Genomic DNA, 22549 nt, shown 5'->3' on the forward strand with positions numbered 1-22549 from the left:
ATGAATTTAATTATCTGTTTAACACCTTTGCAAATGTTGATTGCTGAAACAATTATTAAGAAAAAACAACTTAAAAATAATATATTAGTTGTTATTGCTTATAATGATAATGATAAATTTCGTTACTATTATAATCGGTTAAGTTCGTTGTGTAATGCGTCTTACTTTTTCTTGATTGATAATTCTAGTCTATTTAATAGAATTAAAGCAATGGCAAGACTAAAATTATTTGTTTCATTGTTGAGTAAATATGATTTTTCCTCGTGCTATCTTGCAAGTATTGACTGTTCATATATTCAACTTATTACAAGCAGTATAGAATATCAGGAACTTTACACATTTGATGATGGAACAATTAATTTACTAGCAGATAGTTCTTATTACAGAGATAAATCTTATTCATTATTTGAGAAAGTTTTTAGGAGGATATTCGGAATAAAAGATACCGTATCGTTATATCGTAAAAATAGTATATTCCACTATACTATTTTTAAAAATAATAGCAATATAATAGAGAATACGGAATTTATTCCATTTATTCAGCCTAATGTTATTCAATCATATAATGTAGATAAAGTAGTTAAGATATTTGTTGGTCAACCATTATCTGAAATAAAAGTGGATAAGAATACAGTTATCTCTTTCTTAAAAGATGAGAAAATAGATTATTACTATCCACATCCTCGAGAGAAGGATTTTTTTGATAATGTTGAATATATCTACAGTAATAGAATTTTTGAAGACTATTTGGTTGAATATCTTGAATGTAATGTTAGTGCAGATATAAATGTTTATACTTTCTTTAGTACGGTCGTTATGAATATAAAGGATCTAAATAGAGTTAATGTAATTTCATTGTTTTCTAGTCAAGTACCTGATAGTTTTATTGGTGTTTATAGGCTGTTTAGGGAAAATAATATTGAAATAAGGACGATAGATGAATAATATAAAGAGTTACTTTATTTCATATTTGCTTTTTTTTCAGTTTGTTTCATATTTTCTGTATTTGAAGTTCGAAAATTATATATTTTTACTTTGCTATTTCTTTATAGGTTTCGCTAGTTTCTTTACTATAAGGAAAGTAAATAAGACTATATTGCTGATATCTATTTTTGTTGTTTCTATATTCTTGATTTTTTCTATGTCCTCAAGGGAGAATAGCTTCATTCTAAATGCTTATAATGTGCTATTAGGTGTTTTTGCATTTCTTTCCGCCTATGTTTTATATCTTTCTGATAGATTTTACAATTATATAAAAGTAATGTTTTGGGCTTATAGTCTAATGATTTTATATTATTTTTACATGTTTGGTTTATCTGATCCTGATCTTTACAACAATATCTTTGTAAAAGGTAGTAGAAATTATGTTAGTGCAATATATATATTTCTTTTCTGCCTTCTGATATTGTCTTACGATAAGGATAATATTAAAGTACCTATTGTATATCCTATGGTGACTTTTTTAGGATGTATCATCTTGTATGGGCGAAGTGGGATTATAATCTCTTTTGTTATTATGATGTATTTATACTTTTCTAATAAGAGATATTTATTATTTAAGCTGGCTCTTATTATAGCAGTGATATTCATAGTTGTTTTTAATCTAGAGCAAATAATGTCATTTTTTATTGAAAAAACAAGTTTCTCTTATGGGGTTGAGTCAGAAAGAACAGTGATGATCCAAGAGTATAAGAATGGTATCTTATATAGTTTGGATAATTTTATATTAGGATTTAAATTAGATGGATGCTGTGCTACTATTAAGCTTTTCGATAGTAATCCACACAACTCATTTATTGCTGGACACATTAGATATGGGATTTTTCACCTGATTTTTGTTTTAAGTGTCTTAACCTATATTTTGCTTTCAGGAAAATCATTGTATATTTTTATATCTTTGGTTTATTTTTTTAGGCTATTCTTAGATCAGCTAGGATTGTTTTCTCCCCTAGATGTTATTTTATTTTATATTATTTTTTTAATTAATGGTAATAAACGTGATAAAAGAATCGCATAGTGAAAAGTCTGCTATTTTAGTTGTTTGTCATAAGCCAATACCGTATGTTGCAAAATTAGCAAATAGTGAGATTAATTCTAATTTTTATATCCATGTAGATAGAAAGGCAGATATTGATATAATTAAAAAAGATTTTGCACCTAACTTAGAAAATGTATTTTGGTTGGAAAAACGCGTTGATGTGAATTGGGGTGGTTTTAGTATAGTTCAATCAATAGTATCTCTGATGAGGGTTGCTTTAGAGAATAAGGAGAACTTACACTTCCATCTTATTTCTGGCAATTGTATTTTTCTTGATGATATTACTTTAATTGAAAAAAGGATGAAGAGTTATCCCGAAAGTAGCATTTTTTTAGAATTGAGTTCCTCATTAAGACGTAGGTATAGGCTTCGATTTAATGCACCACATGCTGATACTAAATATCAGCGGAGTATTATTGGACGATTATTAACGAAGTGTTTCCAGCTCATAGATAAGTTAGTTTACCCAAGAAATGAACTTATTAAATTAGCTCCTTTTGGAAATATGTGGTTTTCTGCAAATATAGAAGGAATGAAACAATTATTATCTATAGTAACAGAAGATGAAGAAACCTATTTTAGTCATAAGTTAGTCCCTGATGAGCATTTTTTCCAATATCTAATATTAAAAAATGGTTTGCAGGATACTGTTTATGATAATAAGCGTTATATTAAATTTATTGGGAGTGCGAACCACCCAGAAAATCTGAATTATGGAGAGTTAGTCAGTTTAGAACGTTCTAAATATTGGATTGCTCGTAAGGTTTCCTCTGGTATTGCATTAAATTATTTAGAAAATATTAAAAAAGATTGCGGTAGTGAGTATTAAATTCTCAGTGTTAATGTCCTTATATTTTAAGGAAAAAGAAGATTATTTATTATCTTGTTTGGAAAGTCTCAAACAACAAACTTGTCAGGCAAATGAAATTGTTCTAGTTTTTGATGGTGAAGTATCAGAAACTCTAGAAAGTGTAGTGCAAAATTTTGCAGAGAAACTACCGCTTGTTATCGTACGCCTACCTCAAAATGTAGGGTTAGGAAGAGCATTAAATGAAGGGCTGAAGCATTGCGCTAATGAGTGGGTATTTAGAATGGATACTGATGATATTTGTTTACCTACTAGATTTGAAAAGCAAATTAATTTTATTTATCAAAACCCAAATGTGGTTTTACTAAGTAGTCAAGTAGAAGAGTTTGATGAAACTATGATGGAGTCTATTGGCATAAAACAAGTGCCGATTAATGATGATGAAATTCGTGTTTCAGCATTACTTAGAAATCCTTTTAATCATATGGCAGTAGCCTATAAAAAATCTGTGATTGAGCAGGTTGGAGGTTATCAGCACCATCTTTATATGGAAGATTACAACTTATGGTTACGAGTTATTGCACAGGAATATGAGGTATATAATTTACCAGATGTGCTTGTTAATGTGCGCTCAGGTTCTGCAATGTACGCTCGGCGTAAAGGGTGGGAATATATTAAGAGTGAGTATCAATTAGCAAAATTGAAAAAAGAGTTGGGATTACAATCACTGATCTCATCAAGTATGTTTTTTATACTTAGAGCCTTGCCTCGGTTACTGCCTACATCTCTTTTAGGTAGACTTTATAAGAAATTAAGAAAAGGATAAATTATGAGTATTCAGCAAAAGAAAAGGCACTCTCGTTGGTATGAACGTATCTTTTTTAGTACAACTGTTCAAAGCATTTTGGGCGTTATGTTCTCAAGTGTCTTACCCGCTATCTATTTTTGGGGAGAGAAATTTAATTCTATTGAAACTCGTTCTAATACGATTATAGCGACTTCTCTTGCCTTTGTAATGATAGCTATCAGCTTAAGAGTGTTAATGAAATATCCAGGTAATAAGTCAGCAAGTTTTGTCTTCTCAACAGTTATTTCTTGGTATGCGGTTTTATTAATCGTGTTAACGATATTTAGATTGGATTATTCTAATACATTGCTAGGTACGAGCTTTATACTCACAATTCTATTTTGTTTTATTGGTTATTTTCTTTCGAGAAGTTGGATTATTCCTAAAATCGCTTTGGTTCCATTTGGAAGAGCTATCAATTTGAACCGAATTCAGAATGTAGAGTGGATTCAATTAAGTGAACCAATATTGGGGGAAAAGAGAATTAACTCTATTGCGGTAGATTTACACTATCCTGATTTGCCCGCAGAATGGCATAAATTTTTAGCGAAATGTACATTGAATGGTATTCCTGTATATAACGTTCGCCAGCTTGAGGAGTCTTTAACCGGACGTGTAAAAATTCGCCATATGTATGAAAATGACTTAGGTTCATTACTTCCTTCTCCAATTTACTCATTAGTGAAGCGTATCATTGATATTACATTGATTGTTGCTACGTTTCCCATTACTTTACCTATTATGGCAATCACTGCTATTGCTATTCGCTTAGAAAGTGAAGGTGGAGCAATGTTTATTCAAAAGCGCGTTGGGCAAGGTGGAAAGGAGTTTAATATTTATAAATTTCGTAGTATGTGTAAAGACTCCGAAAAAGATGGTGCTAAATTTGCACAAAGTGGCGATATGCGTGTAACTCGTATTGGTAAATTTATTCGCAAAACCCGTATTGATGAGCTGCCTCAATTTTTCAATGTACTAAAAGGCGATATGAGTTTAATAGGTCCTCGCCCTGAGCAAAAGGCCTTTGTAGATAAATTTGAAGAGGAAATTCCATTCTATAATTATCGTCATATCGTTAAACCAGGTATTTCTGGTTGGGCTCAGGTCGTCCACGGTTATGCAGCAGATGTTGATGATACAAAAGTAAAAGTAGAGCATGACTTCTACTATATTAAGCATTTTTCTTTATGGCTTGATATTTTAATTATTTTTAAAACATTGAAAACAATGCTAACTGGATTTGGGGCAAGATAATAAATTAGAGAGTGAATAGCATGCTTGAGAAAATAGAAAAACTTATTGATGAAATCAACAAGTTGCACTTAGCTTTTTCGAAAGACTACTTTGAAACAGGTAAGATTGAAAAAGTGAATCTTAAGCATACTTTTGCCAAAGTGCCTACGCCACATATTTTAGCTTATCGTCTTAATTTACACGAATCTATTAATGATTATTTATATCGTGCAGATTTAGAGGGAATTTCTTATTTTTACCGAGTAAAAACCTCAGAATCGATTTTAGATAAAATCGAGCGTTTTAAACAGCGTAGTGAAGGTTATCCAGTAAATAGCATTCTCAACGATATTTTTGGAGCTCGTATTATTGTTTCTAGTGAAGTGATTCAGCAAGTAATGGAGTCATTAGATTATTGGCAAGAAAAATATGGACTAAAAAATTGGTATTTGAGAGATAAAGATGAATATGTGGGTATTCATATTTATTTTAAGAATTCAAGTAACTTTTATTATCCTTGGGAATTGCAAATTTGGGATAAAAAAGACGCTGAAAAGAATATTCAAAGCCATATTAAATACAAACGAAATTTCGTGAATCAAATTTCATATTCACCTTTATGATCATCCTCATCACTGGCGGAGCCGGTTTTATCGGATCTGCATTAGTTCGCTATCTGATTGAACATACTCCACACACAGTTATCAATGTGGATAAGCTCACCTATGCGGGAAATTTAGCCTCATTGGAGAGTATCGCACATCACGAACGCTACCATTTTGAAAAAGCAGATATTTGTGCAAGCGGTCAAATTTCTGAGATTTTTGGCAAATATCAGCCTGATGTGGTAATGCACTTAGCAGCGGAAAGCCATGTTGATCGCTCTATTTCTGGGGCAGCAGATTTTATTCAAACCAATATTGTCGGCACTTATACTTTATTAGAGGCAGCGAGAGCCTATTGGGACACATTGCCTGAGCCAAGGAAATCGGCGTTTCGCTTTCTACATATCTCGACCGACGAGGTCTATGGTGATTTAGCCAAAAGCGAGGAATTATTTACCGAGAAAACCCCTTATAATCCAAGTAGCCCCTATTCGGCATCTAAAGCTGCCAGCGATCATCTGGCTCGGGCTTGGCATCGCACCTACGGTTTACCGACTGTCATCACCAACTGTTCCAATAATTATGGAGCATACCAATATCCCGAAAAACTGATTCCGTTAATGATTTTAAATGCCTTAGAAGGTAAATCCCTACCTGTTTACGGCAACGGCTTGCAGGTCAGAGATTGGCTGTTTGTGGAAGATCATATTCGTGCCCTCTATTTGGTGTTGCAAAAAGGGCAAATCGGAGAAACCTACAATATTGGCGGGCATAATGAAAAAACCAATATCGAAGTGGTTCGTTCTATCTGTTCTATTTTGCAAGAAATGGTGCCAAATAACCCGCTTGTTGTAGGACAATATGCTGATTTAATTACTTATGTGCAAGATCGCCCTGGCCACGATTTCCGCTATGCAATTGATACTTCAAAAATCGAAAAGGAACTCGGCTGGAAACCGAAAGAAACTTTTGAAAGTGGCTTGCGTAAAACAGTGGAATGGTATTTGGCAAATCGGAATTAGTAGTAAGAAGCAGAAAAAGAGGAAATATCCCGACATTTATCCTGTGGTAGAAGATGAAGTTACCACCTCGGTTATATTCCCAACTTTCTTCTATTGTTTTATCATATTATCTCTTCGTTCTGTTTGACTAAATGGTAGAGTAAAATTAACACAAAGAAATAGAATAATGAGCCTGAATTATGGGCTAAAAATGATTGGCTTAGGAAAAAGAATGAATGCGAAATAATATGTACAATGCCTAATATCGCCATACATTTTACCTCTCTATTTTTTGCCTTTAATCGTTTGGCAAAAATAACAAATGGAATAATTAAAATAGCCATTAGCGCCATAAAACCAACTACACCTCTTTTCACAAAGGCTTCTAGGTATTGGTTGTGTAAGCTATTAAACCTAAGCGTTGTTTTTGCCATTTGTTTTGTTTCAATCTGTTTCTTTTTGAATGTTTCATAGCCTGTGCTACCGTGTCCTAATAGCGGTTTTTCACGGATTCCGATAAGCGCATTTTCCCACATATCAAAACGAGCTCCCAGAGATGAATGTCTATTTCCTTTTTCTAAAAATACGATAATATCATTCTTAGCTGCATTATATCGTTTTTGTATGCCAAATTCTGGTTTGGAGATAAAAAATGAGAGTGAAGATATAAGTGCTAATAGAATCAGGAAAATAGCTTTCTTATTTAGCTGTCTTAAATTTAAAAATAGGATAAATAAGAAAGCAAATGGGAATGCAAGCCAGCCGCCTCTTGCTCCTGTTAGAATACTGGCAAATAACCCAAACATGGCAAAAACCAGGTAGGCAATGCCAGTTTTAATTCTTTTTTTTGAAAGCCAATAAAAGGCAATTGCTATACTAAATAGTGATAATAATATTGCTATGTTCCCCGATTGAATACGCATTATTTCAGGGAAAGGAAATTTAAGATTTAATATAAACCTCTGATATATTGCTATACAACCAGCTACCAACGCTCCAATCGGTATAAAGTGCAATACAGTTTCTTTTTTAATCGGGTAAAGTCTAAAGAGGATGATTAAAGGGATAAGCAATAAAATCCGGATAGGATTATCAATTTCACGAATGCCATCGCCATTAAAAATAGCAGACATTGCAAACGTTAGAAAATAGCCAATAAGCGAGAAAATAAAAAATTTATCCTCTTTATCAAGTAACCACTTTTGTTTTAATTTGAAACGATAAAATAAGAAACTAAGTGTAGCGATAATACCTAATGCCATTGGCACATAACTATAACCTTTCTTAAAGGTTAAAACAGTGACAAAAAATGTGGCGACTAGTACATTATAGAAAAGAGCAATATGTGAGTTGTCTATTTTTTTGAAGTTAAGGTGCATCGACATATCCTAAAACAATGAAAATTGCTGTCATTTTATACTAAGGGTATAAAGGTTATCTATCTCTTTTTTGCGAAAGTTTTTTTGAATTTGAGGGATTATTCGGCATAATATCTTTATATGTTTGATAAAGGAGGAGATATGAGCTTATTACCTATGAATGAAGTTACCAGTTTAAGCCAATTAGATCCAAACGGAAGTTATACTTACGCGGATTATTTGCTATGGAAATTTAAAGAACGGGTAGAGATTATTAAAGGGAAGATTGTGGCAATGTCTCCGGCACCAACTCGTTTTCATCAGCGAATTTCTATGAAGATGACAGCAAAATTTTTAGAGGTTTTTGACAATCACCAATGCCAGATTTATTCTGCGCCTTTTGACGTTCGGTTTCCCGATGAAAACGGAAAAGTCAAAACTGTAGTGCAGCCTGATCTTTGTGTAATTTGTGATGTCAGTAAGTTAGATGAAAGAGGCTGTGTAGGGGCACCGGATTTAGTGGTGGAAATCCTTTCTCCGGGTAATACCAAAAGGGAGATGAAAGATAAATACGAGCTTTACCAGGAACAAGGGGTGAAAGAGTATTGGATTGTTTCTCCCGAAACCCGCACTATTCAGATTTTTGTGTTGGAAAACGGTAAATATATCGGTATTCAGCCGGTGGCAGAAGATGAGCAGGCAACATCTGTGGTCTTTCCTGCATTAAGTTTTTCGACCGAGAAATTATTCGAACTGTAGAAAGATGCAACATAATGCGGCGGTTTTATGCCACAATACTACTTTACTTATGTAAGTGCTTAAGGTAGAATGCACTACCTTTTTTGTTCTATGCCGCCAAAATTGTGTGCGGTTTAATTTAATCATATTTTTCTGAGGTGATGGCATATGCCAGTAATTAAAGTTCGTGAAAATGAATCATTTGACGTAGCATTACGTCGTTTCAAACGCTCTTGCGAAAAAGCGGGTATCTTAGCTGAAGTTCGTGCTCGTGAATTCTACGAAAAACCAACCACAATTCGTAAACGTGAAAAAGCATCACTTGCTAAACGTCACGCTAAACGTAACTTCCGTGAGAACGCACGTAACACACGTTTATACTAATTAGTTAGGCTGGTTAGCAAAATATATCGAAACCGTGATTCCGTTAGGCTCACGGTTTTGGTGTTTTTAACGTTTCTATATCAAGCGGTCGTTTTTTGCAAAAAATTTGCAAAATTAATCCGCTTGTATCATTCAAAGAGCAGGAGGAAATCAATGAAAGGCACAATTCCACGTTCGTTTATTGATGATCTTATCGCTCGTACCGATATTGTTGAGGTCATCAACAGTCGGGTTAAGCTCAAAAAAGCAGGACGTGATTATCAAGCCTGTTGCCCTTTTCATCACGAAAAAACACCTTCTTTCTCTGTGAGCCAATCCAAGCAGTTTTACCACTGTTTCGGCTGTGGCGTACACGGTAATGTTATCACCTTTTTGATGGATTACGACAAGCTCGAATTTCCGGAAGCGATTGAAGAACTGGCGGCAATGCACGGGCTGGAAGTGCCGAGAGAGAATGTGATTCAACGTGACGGCAAGCCTCAAGCTAATTTTAAAACTAAGCGTAATCTTTATGAATTGATGGAGGCAGTGGCGAAGTTCTATCAACAGAATTTATCGCACCAAATTGAGCCACAAAGCTATTTACAGCAAAGAGGTTTGTCGCCTGAGATTATCGAACGCTTTGAAATCGGTTTTGCTCCGAATGCCTTTGATGCCGCCCTACGCACTTTTGGGCAATCGTCTGAAGAAACACAAAAATTGCTCGATACGGGTGTTTTGACCAAAAATGATAGCGGTCGAATTTACGATAAATTTCGCAATCGGGTAATGTTCCCGATTCGGGATAAGCGTGGACGAGTGATTGCCTTTGGTGGGCGAGTGCTGCCGAATGATGAGCAAGGGGCGAAATATATGAACTCGCCCGAAACGGTGATTTATCATAAAGGCAGTGAGTTATATGGCTTGTATCAAGCACTGAAAGTCAATGAAACGCCGGATTATCTATTCGTGGTGGAAGGATATATGGACGTGGTTGCCCTTGCTCAATTTGGGGTGGATAACGCAGTTGCTTCTTTAGGCACGGCAACCACTGGTGAACAAATTCAGCAAATGTTTCGTTGCACCGAGCAAATTGTCTGTTGTTATGATGGCGATAGAGCCGGCCGAGATGCTGCATGGCGTGCATTAGAAAATGCGTTGCCTTATTTGCAAGACGGTCGCCAACTGAAATTTATTTTCTTGCCTGATGGAGAAGACCCAGACACCTTTGTTCGTTCTCAAGGTAAAGCTGGATTTGAGCAATATGTGGCACAGAATGCCAAGCCGTTAAGTGATTTCCTCTTTGACAGTTTGTTGGCTGATGTGGATCTCTCTTCAAAAGAGGGAAAATCAAAGCTCGCTGCTTTAGCTGTACCATTAATTAACCGTATTCCGGGCGAAATGCTGAGGGTGTATTTACGCAATATTCTAGGGCAAAAATTGGGGATTTTAGACCCAACGCAGATAGAAGCATTGCTCCCAACGAAAAAAGTGCCGGATAAGCCTTTACATCAAGCAGTCAAAATGAAACGTACGCCAATGCGGCTGTTGATTGCGTTATTGATTCAAAATCCGTATTTGGTGAAATTCGTACCCGATGTAAGTGCTTTAGCCTCCTTGAAAGATCCTGGCTTTACATTATTAACCGATATTGTCGCAACTTGTCAGCAAAATGCAGGTATCAGTATGGGTGGGCTACTTGAACATTATCGGGAAGATCCCCAATATAAGATTGTTGAAGCCCTCGCAAATTGGGATCATTTAGAGTTACCCGAAAATATCGAACGAACATTTATTGACACTCTCGATTTTCTCTACGCCAAATTAGTGGAATTACGCAAAGAAGAGCTAATTGCCAAAGACCGAACGGTGGGCTTAACCGATGATGAGAAAAAAGAGTATGCTATTTTGATGTTTCAGTAGAATTTTAAGCTCGAATAATTCCCCTCTTTAGCAAAGAGGGGTTAGGGGAGATTTGGCAGAAGTGATGAACGAAGAAAATAATTAATTCTATCTAAAAATAAAAAGAAAGTTATTTATCTCTCTTACTGCACCTCTTTTTATTGGCAAACCTCTCTGCTCTCATAAGCATCAAAGCGATGCGTAAATTAGAAAAATAGAATTTTTTTGTGAATTTATGAAGTCGAACCAAATTTAGTGATATAATCCAATACTATTTTTGCTCGCATAATAAACGGATAGACTATGGAAAACCAAGCAGATCAACAATTAGAACAGCAATCTCAATTAGAACTTCTGATCAGCCAAGGGCGTGAGCAGGGCTATTTAACGCTTTCTGAGGTGCACGACCACTTACCGGAAGAGTTGGTGGATGCGGAGCAGATCGAAGATATTATTCAGATGATCAACGATATGGGGATCCAAGTATTAGAAACTGCACCTGATGCAGATGATTTACTACTCGCTGAAAATATCGCCGATGAAGATGTGGTAGAAGAAGCCACCAAAGTGCTTTCAACCGTAGAATCAGAGTTGGGTAGAACAACCGACCCTGTGCGTATGTATATGCGTGAGATGGGGACAGTTGAGCTTTTAACCCGTGAAGGTGAGATTGATATCGCTAAACGCATTGAAGAAGGGATTAACGAAGTTCAATGTGCGATTGCGGAATATCCGGAAGCCTTAAGTGGCCTGTTAGCCTGCTATGCTCAAGTTGAAACCGGTGAAATGCGCCTTTCTGATTTAGTGACAGCATTTGTCGATCCTAATATTTTAGAAGAAGCACCGTTAGAGGATATTGAGGCTGCTTTAGGTGAAGATGAAGAATCTTCTGATGTGCCTGATGTAGATGACGAAAACGAAGATGAAGACGGTGATAGCAGCTCAGACAGCAGTGATGACAGCTCAATTGACCCGGAACTTGCCCGTGAAAAATTTGAAGCCCTACGCAGCCAACACGAAAAAGTGTTATTGGTCATTCAAAAACACGGGCGAACCAGTAAAAAATCGAAAGAGCAAATTGAAATTTTATCTCATATTTTCCGTGAATTCCGTTTGGTGCCGAAGCAATTTGACTTATTGGTTGCTTCTATGCAAAAACTGATGAAACAGGTTCGCACTGAAGAACGTCAAATTCAACGCTATGCAGTGGAATATGCCGGCATGAAAAAAGCGGACTTCTTAAAAGCATTCCAAGGGCACGAATTAAGCGAAGCATGGATCGAAAAAGCGATTAATGCAAAGAAAAATGCAGCACCAAAACTTGCCAATTATGTCGATAATATTCGAGTGAATATTGCTAACTTACAGAATTTGGAGCAAACCTCAGGCTTAACTATCGCCCAAATCCGTGAAATTGGTGGGCGTATTTCCAATGGTGAATTAAAAGCTCGCCGTGCGAAAAAAGAGATGGTGGAAGCAAACTTGCGTTTGGTGATTTCGATTGCGAAAAAATACACTAACCGTGGCTTGCAGTTCTTAGATTTAATCCAAGAAGGAAACATCGGCTTAATGAAAGCGGTGGATAAATTTGAATACCGCCGTGGTTATAAATTCTCGACTTATGCAACTTGGTGGATTCGTCAAGCGATTACCCGTTCGATTGCTGACCAAGCCCGTACAATTCGTATTCCGGTGCATATGATTGAAACTATCAACAAACTCAACCGTATTTCACGCCAATGTTTACAAGAAATGGGGCGTGAGGCAACGCCGGAAGAACTGGCAGAACGTATGGGAATGCCGGAAGATAAAATCCGCAAAGTATTGAAAATTGCCAAAGAGCCGATTTCAATGGAAACACCAATCGGTGACGATGACGATTCACATTTAGGTGATTTTATTCAAGACGAAAGCCTTGAATTGCCATTGGATTCCGCTACTGCAGAAAGCCTGCGTATGGCAACGAATGAAGTGTTAGAGGGTTTAACCCCACGGGAAGCTAAAGTGTTACGTATGCGTTTTGGTATTGATATGAACACAGACCACACACTCGAAGAAGTAGGTAAACAATTTGACGTAACTCGTGAACGTATCCGCCAAATTGAGGCGAAAGCACTGCGTAAACTTCGCCACCCAAGCCGTTCGGAAACCTTACGCAGTTTCTTAGACGACTAATGATTTCCCCTATGCCTGATGGTATAGGGGATTTTGTTTTAATCTGTATCACAAGCGGTGATATTTACCGCGTTTTTTACAAAAGAGGGAGATATGAAGAAATCATTATTAGCACTTTTAATTAGCTCGGTCTTTGTGATGAGTGGCTGTGAAGATGGTAAAATGACACAAACAGTACTTGAAGCAGAAAAACAAATTGTTCAGTTGGGTAATGAGTTAAAAAGCACAAAAGATACATTAGAGAAGAAAGATATTGAGCTTACTGAGCTTTCTAACGTTAAAGCTGAGAACGAAAAACTAAAAGCAGAACTTGAAAAAGCCCAAAAAAATGTGGCATTGCAAGTTGAGATTGTAAAAATCTTCGATAAGAAAGAAGTAATTGAATATAACAATGAGAAAAAAGAAGAGTATATGCCTGAAGAAAGCCGCATTGAATCTTTCGTAAGCATTCCAAAAACCAATGTGGAGTGGCTCAATCAGCTTTTACTTAAAACTATTTACGATCCTAATGAAGAGGCTGGGCGAAAATTGCAAAACCCAACGGAAGATGATTTGAAAAAATATCGTGAAGAAGTTTATCAATCGTTGGTTGTTAGTGCGAAAGAAGAGCCTGTTATCGGTTATGAAGAAAGTATTCATAGCGATTTTATCGGACAACGCAACAACATTGTAACCTTTAGCGTGCAGCCTTATAGCTATAGTGGTGGTGCTCACGGCTTGCACTATACTCAGTACATTAATGTAGATTTAAATAAGAAATCTGTTATTCGATTAGATGATTTAGTGAGTAAGCAAAATCAAGCTAAGCTAAAAGATGCTCTTTGGGAAAGTTATGCAATGTTCCGTGTAGATGAAAATGGCAAATATAACGGATTTGCGGATAAAAAAGAGTTCCGTATTTCGCCAGAGTTCTATTTCGGAGCATATGGCGTTGTGTTTGTTTATCCGCCTTATGAGTTAGGCCCTTATGCCGAAGGTGATGTAGAGGTGAATTTGCCTTGGTATTTAGTAAATGAGCTATTTAACAAAGATTACCAACGTGGCGAGAAAGATGGTTTCTTTAAACGGGAAGAGTAGTAGCAAACCGCTTGTTGATACAAGCGGTTATTTTTTGCCTAAATTTTGCAATTAACCCAACACAATCCCTAAACTAAACAATAAGTTAGTGATTAATGCCAACCCTGCCATTTGCCCTAAAATCGGGTAAAGTTCTTTTGGATCTCGGTGCTGATAAACAAAACGAGCGTGTTTTGCCAGCAACGGTACAGCCAGCAAGAAGATGAAACTATACCAGTGTTCAAATTCAGACATCGCAAAAATCAAATAAGAAATGACCGCTAGCACTAACAATGCAACGTGATATTTTCGCCCGTTTTGGCTGCCGATTCTCACAATAAGTGTATTTTTACCGGCTTGTCGGTCTTGGTTAATGTCTCGCAAGTTATTGATATTTAACACTGCCACAGACAGCAATCCACAGCCGAAAGCTGGCAGCAGAATCATTATAGGTACGCTATGAGCCTGCAAGTAAAACACGCCAATCACTGCCACAAAGCCAAAGAAAATCAGCACAAACAGATCGCCTAGCCCCAAATAGCCGTAGGCTTTTTTGCCGACCGTGTAAGTAATGGCGGCAATAATTGAGACGATGCCAAGCCCGATAAAGAAAAACAGATCCTGCACTGTTTCATAAGCATAGGCACTTAATGCAACACCGGAAACAAATGAGAGCAGACTTAAGATAATCACGGCTTTCTTAAGTTGTTCACCGCTAATGGCACCGTGCTGAATTGCCCGCAGCGGACCAATTCGCTCTTTGGTGTCAGAGCCTTTAACGTGGTCGCCGTAATCATTGGCAAAGTTAGACAGGATCTGCAACAAAATGGTGGTGATAAACGCGAGTAAAGTGGTAATAATATCAAATTTCCCTGCCCAATGAGCAAGAGCTGAACCCACAATAATTGAAGCTAACGCCAGCGGTAAGGTTTTCGGGCGAGCGGTGGTAAACCAAATCGAAAAGAGAGAATTTTTGTTCATAGAGAATAATCTTAGCGTAATTTCATTTACAATGATGTTAAGGATTTAAGCGATAGTGCAAGCATCCACAGCTTGTGTAAATGGTAAAACGAATTGGTACAAGCGTGGACGCTTGCACCATCCTCAATTTCATATCATTATGTCCAATATTTTAGATTATTTTAACAGAAAAAAGTGCAATGAACTCTACCTCAAATCAATTAACCTCGATTCAATTAAACCCTATCGGCTTTGTGGAAAGCCCCTATGATGAAAAATTTTCCGTGCCTCGCCAACCGAATTTGGTAGCGGAGGGGAAAGGCATTCTACGTTTAATTCCGCCTTACAATACCCCCGATGCAGTCAGAGGCTTGGAGCAATTTAGCCATATTTGGTTGATTTTCCAATTCCATCACATTCCCGAAAGAGAGTGGCACGCCACCGTCAGACCGCCTCGCTTGGGCGGTAACGAGCGGGTTGGGGTCTTTGCCAGCCGTGCCACCCATCGCCCAAATCCGCTTGGTTTATCGAAAGTGAAGTTAGAAGCGGTGGTGGCGGAGGGGAGTGAAGTTTATTTGAAATTAGGCAGCGTGGATTTAGTTAATGGCACGCCGATTTTTGACATCAAGCCTTACATTGCATTTGCAGATAGTGAGCCACAAGCGGTTTCCGGCTTCGCCCAGCAAAAACCACAGGCAAGATTAGCGGTGCGTTTTAGCGAGGAGGCAAAACAATCGGTCGAATTTTGCCGACATTTTGCAAAATTTGACATCGAGCAGCCGCTTACTTTTATTGCCGATGTCATCGCCCAAGACCCTCGCCCGGCGTATCAACAAGGGAAACCTAGCGAGCGAGTTTATGGTATGAACCTTGCCGGTTACAATATCCGCTGGCAAATTGAAAATGATGTACAGGCGATTGTGCTTTCGATTGAATGAACTTTCCCAACCAAGTAGGATCTAAGAAGTGATTTTTAACCCTTTTAAGGACTGATTATGAAATTGAAAAATTTTCTGACAATTCTACCGCTTGCAGTGGCAACAACGGTAACTTCAGCGGAAACTCATACCGTGGAACATAAAGATAAACCGGCTTCTTTTAATTTCTCAACCGAAGTCTCTCGCACGGTGGAAAAGGACGTGATGCAGGCAAGTGTGTATAGCCAAAAATCAGGTAAATCCTTGCCGGAACTGAAAAAATTTGTATCTGAAAACCTGAATCGTGTATTGGCTGAGGCAAAAAAACATCCATCGATTGAAGTACAAGCTGAAGGTGTGGCTAATCACGTTAATTATAACAACAAAGGGAATATTGATGGTTGGGATACCTCTGGTAGCATTCAGTTGAAAAGCAAAGATTTTGATGCAATGGCGGCAGTGTTGGAAAATTTAGGCAAAGATGTGGCGATTCGTTACATTGATTTTAGTGTATCGCCAGAGAAAATGGCGTCCCTTGAAGATGAAATGACGCTGGAAATTATCAGTAAATTTCAACATAAAGCTGATGTGATTCAAAAAGCCTTAGGGGCGAAAACATATAAGCTAGTTAATATCAATATTCAAACTCCAAATGATGGTGGTAGACCATATTATGAAAACAGAGCAATGTATGCAGTTTCATCAATGGCACAAAGCAAATCTATGGATGAAATCCCGTTAGAAGCAGGTAAAACCACAATTTCAGCTACCGCTTCAGGAAGTGTGGAATTTGAATAGAAATGTATAGATTTGTATAGAGTTGTATTTTTACTTTAATTGGAGGAAAAAATCGATCTATACTATCAATTAAGAAATATGCGTCTTTACTTTTTTAGTATACTCATATTTTATTGGCTATGTTTTATAGCATTCGGAAAGTTAATACACTTATGTGTGATTCACCCTTTAGGGTAAGGATAAAAAATGAAAAAATATTTTGCTGAGTTTTTCGGTACATTTTGGTTAGTGTTTGGTGGTTGCGGCAGTGCAGTTTTAGCGGCAGGCATTCCCGAATTAGGCATTGGTTATGCAGGCGTTTCATTAGCGTTCGGTTTAACCGTATTAACAATGGCGTATGCAGTCGGTCATATTTCAGGTGGTCACTTCAACCCGGCGGTTTCAATCGGTTTATTAGTCGGCGGTCGTTTTAACGCTAAAGATTTAGTGCCTTATATCATTGCCCAAGTAATCGGTGCGATTGCTGCCGGTGCAGTGTTATACACCATTGCTTCAGGTATTCCGACTTTTGATGCCACAGCAGGCTTTGCCAGCAACGGCTATGGTGAACACTCACCGCACGGCTATAGCTTAACCGCAGCATTATTAATTGAAGTAGTATTAACGGCATTCTTCTTAATTATCATTATGGGTGCAACTGATAAACGTGCACCGGCAGGTTTTGCACCGATTGCTATCGGTTTAGGATTAACCTTAATCCACTTAATCAGCATTCCGGTAACCAATACCTCTGTAAACCCTGCTCGTTCGACCGGTGTGGCGTTATTCCAAGGTAGCTGGGCAATTGAACAATTATGGTTGTTCTGGGTTGCTCCGATTGTCGGTGCAATTATCGGTGCAGTAGTATATCGCTTTATCGCGGAAGAAAAATAATTTAAGCGAATAAATATGATGCAGCTCTAGTCTTGATTAGGGCTGCTTTTTGTTTTTGAAAGGATTTTAAAATGAAAAAATTAATCAAAGTATGTGGGCTGATTTCAGCAACTATTTTCCTAAGTGGTTGTTTGGTAACTTCGGTGGTTGGTGGAGTGGTGGGAACCGCAGTTGATGTGGTAGACACCGTAACCCCTGATATTATCGACTAAATCACTTACAAGCGGTTAAAATTTCCAGACAGATTGCAAATATAAAATAAAGCGTTACAATGGCTTGCTATTTTATAAAACCGATGAATTAAAGGATTCAATATGAACATTACAAAAGATTTAGTGCCAAGCATTGCGTATCAAGTGCGTACTCAAGAGGGTGTATTAGTAGATGAAGCACCGGTAAATCAACCATTAGAATATTTACACGGTCACAACAACTTAGTAGAAGGCTTAGAAAAAGCCCTTGAAGGCAAAGCTGTAGGCGATGTGTTTGAAGTGCGTGTGAAACCGGAAGAAGGTTACGGCGAGTACAACGACAATATGGTTCAACGTGTACCGAAAGATGTATTTATGGGCGTTGATGAATTAGAAGTGGGTATGCGTTTTATTGCAGACACCGATTTAGGCCCGCTACCTGTGGTAATTACCGAAGTAGATGGCGATGAAGTTGTGGTGGACGGTAACCATATGTTAGCTGGTCAGGAATTACTTTTCTCTGTGGAAGTGGTTGGCATTCGTGAAGCGACAGCGGAAGAAATCGCACATGGACACGTTCATGGTGGTCACGAACACGGCTGCGGTTGTAGTGGACACGATCATCACGATCACGATGGTTGCTGCGGCGGTCATGACCACGAACATCACCATCATCACGGACACGGTGGCTGTGGTTGCGGTGGTCATCACTAATTTTGTGATTTCCCATCTCCCCGTTTGCGGGAGAGGGTGGAGCAAATCAAAGATTTGCGGAGGGAGAGGGGGATATCGAAAGTTTTCCCTCTCTCTGCTTAAAATTTCTGAACGAAATTTTAAGCTGTCTCTCTCCCGCAAACGGGCGAGAGGAAGTATTCCCTGTTAAAGCCATTGCCAAATAGCCAAACAAGCGGTTAAATTTTATTAAAAATTTACCAATGTCTTTATCACAATCTAAAAATAAATAACCTTTCAAAAAGATGAACGAAACACAACATTCCCAATCCGCTATCGACTATTTACGCTCGATTTTAAGCTCAAATATTTATGACCTAGCACAAGTAACGCCTTTGCAGAAAATGGAAAAACTGTCTGAGCGGTTAGGCAATGCGATTTTTATCAAACGTGAAGACCGACAGCCGGTTCACAGCTTTAAATTGCGAGGTGCTTTTGCGATGATCTCAAATTTATCCAAAGCACAAAAAGAGGCTGGAGTCATTGCAGCCTCAGCAGGCAACCACGCACAGGGAGTAGCCCTTTCTGCCAAGCACTTGGGTTTAAGAGCCTTGATTGTAATGCCGCAAAACACGCCGGCAATTAAGGTTGATGCGGTGCGTGGCTATGGTGGCGAAGTGTTGCTTTATGGGGCGAATTTTGATGAAGCTAAGGCGAAAGCGATTGAGCTTTCCAGCGAACTGGGTATGACGTTCATTCACCCGTTTGACAGCCCGGCGGTGATTGCAGGGCAAGGTACAATCGGTTTAGAGCTGGTACAACAAAAGCCGGATTTAGATTATGTATTTATTCCGGTGGGTGGCGGCGGCTTAATTGCCGGCATCGCGGTTTTAATTAAGCAGGTGATGCCGAATATTAAAGTAATCGGGGTCGAGTCTAAAGATTCTGCTTGCTTATACCACGCCTTAAAGCAAGGGCAACCAACCGATTTAGAACGAGTTGGTCTTTTTGCCGATGGTATTGCGGTAAAACGCATTGGCGATGAAACTTTCCGCCTATGTCAGCAATATGTTGATGATGTGGTGTTGGTGGATAATGATGAAATCTGTGCCTCGATGAAGTTGATTTTTGAAAATGTGCGTGCGATTTCTGAGCCGTCTGGGGCAGCTTCCCTTGCCGGTTTGAAAAAATATGTGAAAGAGCATCAATTACAAGATAAAAATTTGGCTTGCATTCTTTCCGGGGCGAATGTGAATTTCCACACCTTGCGTTTTGTGTCAGAACGTTGTGAAATCGGGGAGAAACGAGAAGCTTTATTGGCAGTTACCATTGCTGAACAGAAAGGCAGTTTCTTAAAATTCTGTGAGATTTTAGGCAACCGTGCGGTGACGGAATTTAACTATCGCCATTCCGATGATAAACAAGCCTGCATTTTTGTGGGGGTGCGAATTTCAGGTTCGGCAGAAAAATCAGAAATTATTAAAGATCTGCAACAAAACGGCTATGATGTGGCGGATTTATCCGACGATGATATTGCCAAAACTCATATTCGTTATATGGTTGGGGGCAGAGCAAGTTCCATTCAATATGAGCAACTCTATAGCTTTGAATTTCCGGAGCAGAAAGGGGCATTGCTGAAATTCTTGCAAATGCTCACTAACTGGGATATCTCGTTATTCCACTACCGAGCTCACGGAGCCGATTATGGCGATATTCTTGCCGCATTTGCATTGAATCAGGGCGATGAAGTAGAATTAAACCAACATTTAGAACAGCTAGGCTACCGTTTCCAAAATGTGAGTGAAAGCCCGGCATATCAATATTTTTTAAAGTAAATTTTTATTCATATTAGGAATCAAAATGGCTCGTAAATATTTCGGCACAGATGGTGTGCGTGGTGAAGTAGGTAAATTTCCAATTACACCTGAATTTGCATTAAAACTTGGTTGGGCAGCAGGTAAAGTGTTGGCAACCCAAGGTACGAAGAAAGTATTAATCGGTAAAGATACCCGTATTTCCGGCTATATGTTGGAATCGGCACTGGAAGCAGGTTTAACCGCAGCTGGTTTGAATGCGGTGTTTGTTGGCCCGATGCCAACGCCGGCGATTGCTTATTTAACCCGTACTTTCCGAGCAGAAGCGGGCATTGTGATTTCAGCCTCTCATAACCCTTATTACGATAATGGTATTAAATTCTTCTCTTCAGTAGGTGAAAAATTGCCTGATGAAGTGGAAGAAGCGATTGAGGCAATGCTTGATCAGCCAATGGATTGTGTCGATTCAGCAAACTTAGGACGTGCCAGCCGTATTAACGATGCCGCAGGACGTTATATCGAGTTTTGCAAAGGCACTTTTCCGTCTGAATTAAGCCTGGAAGGGTATAAAATTGTAGTCGATTGTGCTAACGGTGCAACCTACCATATTGCACCGAATGTGATGCGTGAATTAGGGGCAGAAGTACTTGAAATTGGGACTAAGCCGGACGGTTTAAACATCAACGAAAAGTGCGGTGCAACCGATATTAAAGCGTTACAAAAAGTAGTGCTGGAAGCAGGAGCAGATGTTGGCTTAGCCTATGATGGCGATGGCGACCGCTTAATTATGGTTGATCACTTAGGCAATAAAGTTGATGGCGACCAAATCCTGTTTATTTTAGCCCGTGAAGCTTTACGTTCAGGCAAATTACAAGGTGGTGTAGTCGGTACATTAATGAGTAATATGAGCTTGGAATTAGCGTTAAAAGAGCTAGCCATTCCGTTCTCCCGTGCTAATGTGGGTGACCGCTATGTGCTAGAGCAGCTTAAAGAAAAAGGCTGGAAATTGGGTGGTGAAAACTCCGGACATATTATCGTGTTAGATAAAAACACCACCGGTGACGGCATTATTGCCTCACTGCAAGTATTAGCAGCAATGGCAAGCCACAAATTAAGCCTGAATGATTTGGCAAAAGCGGTGCCACTGTTCCCTCAAGTTCTGCTGAATGTTCGCTTTGAGAAAGGGGCGGCAAATCCGCTTGAAAGCGATGAAGTGAAAGCGGTAGCGGCTGAGGTGGAAAAACGCTTGGCAGGCAAAGGACGTATTTTATTGCGTAAATCAGGCACCGAGCCATTAATTCGAGTGATGGTAGAATGCGAAGATGCCGCTCTTGCTCAAAGCTGTGCGGAAGAGATTGTCGAAGCAGTAAAACGTAACTAATGACAAGCGGTTAGATTTTGTAAAAAATTTGCAAAATATGACCGCTTGTTGCATATATGTGTAGAATAGATGGCGAAATATTTTTCGCCTTACCGAAGTGGGCAAATGATGATTTGCCCCACAAGTGGAGGTAAAAATGGATCAACAAGAAATGAAAAAAATTGCGGCACAAGCGGCATTAAAATTTGTAAAACCGGACACTATTGTTGGGGTGGGGAGCGGTTCAACCGTGAACTGTTTTATTGATGCCCTTGCTTCAATGAAAGATGAGATTAAAGGTGCAGTCGCCGCCTCTAAAGCCTCAGAACAGCGTTTGCGTGATATCGGCATTGAAGTGTTTAGTGCCAATGAAGTAACCGAATTAGATGTGTATATTGACGGAGCCGATGAAATCACGCCACAAGGGGCGATGATTAAAGGTGGTGGTGCAGCACTCACTCGTGAGAAAATTGTTAGTTCATTAGCGAAAAAATTTATCTGCATTGTAGATAGTTCAAAACAAGTTGATGTGCTGGGTTCAACTTTCCCGCTGCCGGTGGAGGTGATCCCAATGGCTCGTTCTTATGTTGCTCGTCAGCTTGTGGCATTAGGCGGTTCGCCGGAATACCGTGAAGGGGTGGTCACTGATAACGGCAATGTGATTTTAGATGTGCATAACTTTAAAATTATGGAGCCGTTGAAAATGGAACATACCATTAATAATATTGCAGGCGTAGTGACTAACGGTATTTTTGCACAACGTTTTGCCAATGTAACCATTGTCGGCACACCTGAAGGTGCAGTTATTTTAGAATAATTTATTATTGCAAATACAAATAC

At 38.6% G+C, this 22549-nt stretch carries 22 protein-coding genes; 20 read left to right on the forward strand and 2 right to left on the reverse strand.

Going from position 1 to position 22549, the window contains the following annotated elements; all coding sequences use genetic code 11:
* The 7 genes from ACJ7Z2_RS04260 (at nt 1) to rfbB (ending at nt 6553) form a co-directional block, all read left to right on the forward strand.
* Nucleotides 1-945: a glycosyltransferase family 52 gene (locus ACJ7Z2_RS04260; RefSeq protein ID WP_126301658.1), complete on the forward strand. Its 945-nt coding sequence runs from the start codon at nt 1-3 to the stop codon at nt 943-945.
* Nucleotides 946-1183: 238 nt separating this feature from the next.
* Nucleotides 1184-2017, forward strand: a complete 834-nt coding sequence (locus ACJ7Z2_RS04265; protein WP_409500892.1) for a hypothetical protein — start codon at nt 1184-1186, stop codon at nt 2015-2017.
* Nucleotides 1998-2867 carry a beta-1,6-N-acetylglucosaminyltransferase gene (locus ACJ7Z2_RS04270; RefSeq protein WP_409500893.1) on the forward strand — a complete coding sequence of 290 codons (870 nt, stop codon included), beginning with the start codon at nt 1998-2000 and terminating at the stop codon, nt 2865-2867. Before ACJ7Z2_RS04265 ends, ACJ7Z2_RS04270 begins: the two co-directional genes overlap by 20 nt.
* Nucleotides 2863-3672: a glycosyltransferase gene (locus ACJ7Z2_RS04275; protein WP_154704751.1), complete on the forward strand. Its 810-nt coding sequence runs from the start codon at nt 2863-2865 to the stop codon at nt 3670-3672. Before ACJ7Z2_RS04270 ends, ACJ7Z2_RS04275 begins: the two co-directional genes overlap by 5 nt.
* A gap of 3 nt (nt 3673-3675) precedes the next feature.
* The gene (locus ACJ7Z2_RS04280) at nt 3676-4947 is read left to right on the forward strand and encodes a sugar transferase (protein ID WP_154703837.1); all 1272 of its coding nucleotides are present in this window, start codon (nt 3676-3678) and stop codon (nt 4945-4947) included.
* A 20-nt stretch (nt 4948-4967) separates the two neighbouring features.
* A complete protein-coding gene (locus ACJ7Z2_RS04285; protein ID WP_006249516.1) occupies nt 4968-5549 on the forward strand; it encodes a GTP pyrophosphokinase in 582 nt (193 codons plus the stop codon).
* Nucleotides 5546-6553: a dTDP-glucose 4,6-dehydratase gene (gene rfbB / locus ACJ7Z2_RS04290; protein ID WP_409500894.1), complete on the forward strand. Its 1008-nt coding sequence runs from the start codon at nt 5546-5548 to the stop codon at nt 6551-6553. Before ACJ7Z2_RS04285 ends, rfbB begins: the two co-directional genes overlap by 4 nt.
* A 101-nt stretch (nt 6554-6654) precedes the next feature.
* Here the strand turns inward: rfbB and ACJ7Z2_RS04295 are convergent, their stop codons facing one another.
* Nucleotides 6655-7911 carry an O-antigen ligase family protein gene (locus ACJ7Z2_RS04295; RefSeq protein WP_409500895.1) on the reverse strand — a complete coding sequence of 419 codons (1257 nt, stop codon included), beginning with the start codon at nt 7909-7911 and terminating at the stop codon, nt 6655-6657.
* A 141-nt stretch (nt 7912-8052) separates the two neighbouring features.
* On the opposite strand from ACJ7Z2_RS04295, the gene ACJ7Z2_RS04300 reads away from it, so the two are divergent.
* The 5 genes from ACJ7Z2_RS04300 (at nt 8053) to ACJ7Z2_RS04320 (ending at nt 14145) form a co-directional block, all read left to right on the forward strand.
* Nucleotides 8053-8649 (forward strand): Uma2 family endonuclease, encoded by a 597-nt coding sequence (locus tag ACJ7Z2_RS04300; protein WP_409500896.1) that lies wholly within the window; start codon nt 8053-8055, stop codon nt 8647-8649.
* Between the two features lie 147 nt (nt 8650-8796).
* On the forward strand, nt 8797-9012 hold the full coding sequence (rpsU, locus tag ACJ7Z2_RS04305; protein WP_006252283.1) for a 30S ribosomal protein S21: 216 nt from the start codon (nt 8797-8799) through the stop codon (nt 9010-9012).
* Between the two features lie 153 nt (nt 9013-9165).
* Nucleotides 9166-10914: a DNA primase gene (dnaG, locus tag ACJ7Z2_RS04310; RefSeq protein ID WP_409500897.1), complete on the forward strand. Its 1749-nt coding sequence runs from the start codon at nt 9166-9168 to the stop codon at nt 10912-10914.
* A 282-nt stretch (nt 10915-11196) separates the two neighbouring features.
* Nucleotides 11197-13068, forward strand: a complete 1872-nt coding sequence (gene rpoD / locus ACJ7Z2_RS04315; protein WP_154703844.1) for an RNA polymerase sigma factor RpoD — start codon at nt 11197-11199, stop codon at nt 13066-13068.
* Nucleotides 13069-13161: 93 nt separating this feature from the next.
* On the forward strand, nt 13162-14145 hold the full coding sequence (locus ACJ7Z2_RS04320) for a DUF3298 domain-containing protein (RefSeq protein WP_409500898.1): 984 nt from the start codon (nt 13162-13164) through the stop codon (nt 14143-14145).
* 51 nt (nt 14146-14196) lie between these two features.
* Here the strand turns inward: ACJ7Z2_RS04320 and ACJ7Z2_RS04325 are convergent, their stop codons facing one another.
* Complete coding sequence (locus tag ACJ7Z2_RS04325; protein ID WP_409500899.1) at nt 14197-15105, reverse strand: 1,4-dihydroxy-2-naphthoate polyprenyltransferase; 909 nt, start codon at nt 15103-15105, stop codon at nt 14197-14199.
* Between the two features lie 179 nt (nt 15106-15284).
* Between ACJ7Z2_RS04325 and tsaA the strand changes: the two genes are divergently transcribed.
* The 8 genes from tsaA to rpiA all read left to right on the forward strand — a co-directional run bounded on the left by tsaA (nt 15285) and on the right by rpiA (nt 22526).
* On the forward strand, nt 15285-16022 hold the full coding sequence (tsaA, locus tag ACJ7Z2_RS04330; RefSeq protein WP_409500900.1) for a tRNA (N6-threonylcarbamoyladenosine(37)-N6)-methyltransferase TrmO: 738 nt from the start codon (nt 15285-15287) through the stop codon (nt 16020-16022).
* 57 nt (nt 16023-16079) lie between these two features.
* Nucleotides 16080-16799: an SIMPL domain-containing protein gene (locus ACJ7Z2_RS04335; protein ID WP_409500901.1), complete on the forward strand. Its 720-nt coding sequence runs from the start codon at nt 16080-16082 to the stop codon at nt 16797-16799.
* Between the two features lie 186 nt (nt 16800-16985).
* Nucleotides 16986-17672 carry an aquaporin Z gene (gene aqpZ / locus ACJ7Z2_RS04340; RefSeq protein ID WP_126301671.1) on the forward strand — a complete coding sequence of 229 codons (687 nt, stop codon included), beginning with the start codon at nt 16986-16988 and terminating at the stop codon, nt 17670-17672.
* A gap of 71 nt (nt 17673-17743) precedes the next feature.
* Nucleotides 17744-17884 (forward strand): hypothetical protein, encoded by a 141-nt coding sequence (locus tag ACJ7Z2_RS04345; RefSeq protein ID WP_006252292.1) that lies wholly within the window; start codon nt 17744-17746, stop codon nt 17882-17884.
* Between the two features lie 102 nt (nt 17885-17986).
* A complete protein-coding gene (gene slyD, locus ACJ7Z2_RS04350) occupies nt 17987-18577 on the forward strand; it encodes a peptidylprolyl isomerase (RefSeq protein WP_409500902.1) in 591 nt (196 codons plus the stop codon).
* Between the two features lie 263 nt (nt 18578-18840).
* Complete coding sequence (gene ilvA, locus ACJ7Z2_RS04355; RefSeq protein ID WP_409500903.1) at nt 18841-20370, forward strand: threonine ammonia-lyase, biosynthetic; 1530 nt, start codon at nt 18841-18843, stop codon at nt 20368-20370.
* Nucleotides 20371-20395: 25 nt separating this feature from the next.
* A complete protein-coding gene (glmM, locus tag ACJ7Z2_RS04360; RefSeq protein ID WP_409500904.1) occupies nt 20396-21730 on the forward strand; it encodes a phosphoglucosamine mutase in 1335 nt (444 codons plus the stop codon).
* A 136-nt stretch (nt 21731-21866) separates the two neighbouring features.
* Nucleotides 21867-22526: a ribose-5-phosphate isomerase RpiA gene (rpiA, locus tag ACJ7Z2_RS04365; protein ID WP_409500905.1), complete on the forward strand. Its 660-nt coding sequence runs from the start codon at nt 21867-21869 to the stop codon at nt 22524-22526.
* The last annotated feature ends 23 nt before the right edge of the window (nt 22527-22549 follow it).

This window comes from Mannheimia glucosida, from assembly GCF_046267875.1.
Lineage (GTDB): Bacteria > Pseudomonadota > Gammaproteobacteria > Enterobacterales > Pasteurellaceae > Mannheimia > Mannheimia glucosida.

Excerpts from the sequence above, each read along its gene's own strand:
- ACJ7Z2_RS04260 (WP_126301658.1), top strand. The coding sequence starts at position 1 with ATGAATTTAATTATCTGTTTAACACCTTTGCAAATGTTGATTGCTGAA.
- ACJ7Z2_RS04280 (WP_154703837.1), top strand. The coding sequence starts at position 3,676 with ATGAGTATTCAGCAAAAGAAAAGGCACTCTCGTTGGTATGAACGTATC.
- ACJ7Z2_RS04285 (WP_006249516.1), top strand. The coding sequence starts at position 4,968 with ATGCTTGAGAAAATAGAAAAACTTATTGATGAAATCAACAAGTTGCAC.
- rfbB (WP_409500894.1), top strand. The coding sequence starts at position 5,546 with ATGATCATCCTCATCACTGGCGGAGCCGGTTTTATCGGATCTGCATTA.
- ACJ7Z2_RS04295 (WP_409500895.1), bottom strand. The coding sequence starts at position 7,911 with ATGCACCTTAACTTCAAAAAAATAGACAACTCACATATTGCTCTTTTC.
- ACJ7Z2_RS04300 (WP_409500896.1), top strand. The coding sequence starts at position 8,053 with ATGAGCTTATTACCTATGAATGAAGTTACCAGTTTAAGCCAATTAGAT.
- rpsU (WP_006252283.1), top strand. The coding sequence starts at position 8,797 with ATGCCAGTAATTAAAGTTCGTGAAAATGAATCATTTGACGTAGCATTA.
- dnaG (WP_409500897.1), top strand. The coding sequence starts at position 9,166 with ATGAAAGGCACAATTCCACGTTCGTTTATTGATGATCTTATCGCTCGT.
- rpoD (WP_154703844.1), top strand. The coding sequence starts at position 11,197 with ATGGAAAACCAAGCAGATCAACAATTAGAACAGCAATCTCAATTAGAA.
- ACJ7Z2_RS04320 (WP_409500898.1), top strand. The coding sequence starts at position 13,162 with ATGAAGAAATCATTATTAGCACTTTTAATTAGCTCGGTCTTTGTGATG.
- ACJ7Z2_RS04325 (WP_409500899.1), bottom strand. The coding sequence starts at position 15,105 with ATGAACAAAAATTCTCTCTTTTCGATTTGGTTTACCACCGCTCGCCCG.
- tsaA (WP_409500900.1), top strand. The coding sequence starts at position 15,285 with ATGAACTCTACCTCAAATCAATTAACCTCGATTCAATTAAACCCTATC.
- ACJ7Z2_RS04335 (WP_409500901.1), top strand. The coding sequence starts at position 16,080 with ATGAAATTGAAAAATTTTCTGACAATTCTACCGCTTGCAGTGGCAACA.
- aqpZ (WP_126301671.1), top strand. The coding sequence starts at position 16,986 with ATGAAAAAATATTTTGCTGAGTTTTTCGGTACATTTTGGTTAGTGTTT.
- ACJ7Z2_RS04345 (WP_006252292.1), top strand. The coding sequence starts at position 17,744 with ATGAAAAAATTAATCAAAGTATGTGGGCTGATTTCAGCAACTATTTTC.
- slyD (WP_409500902.1), top strand. The coding sequence starts at position 17,987 with ATGAACATTACAAAAGATTTAGTGCCAAGCATTGCGTATCAAGTGCGT.
- ilvA (WP_409500903.1), top strand. The coding sequence starts at position 18,841 with ATGAACGAAACACAACATTCCCAATCCGCTATCGACTATTTACGCTCG.
- glmM (WP_409500904.1), top strand. The coding sequence starts at position 20,396 with ATGGCTCGTAAATATTTCGGCACAGATGGTGTGCGTGGTGAAGTAGGT.
- rpiA (WP_409500905.1), top strand. The coding sequence starts at position 21,867 with ATGGATCAACAAGAAATGAAAAAAATTGCGGCACAAGCGGCATTAAAA.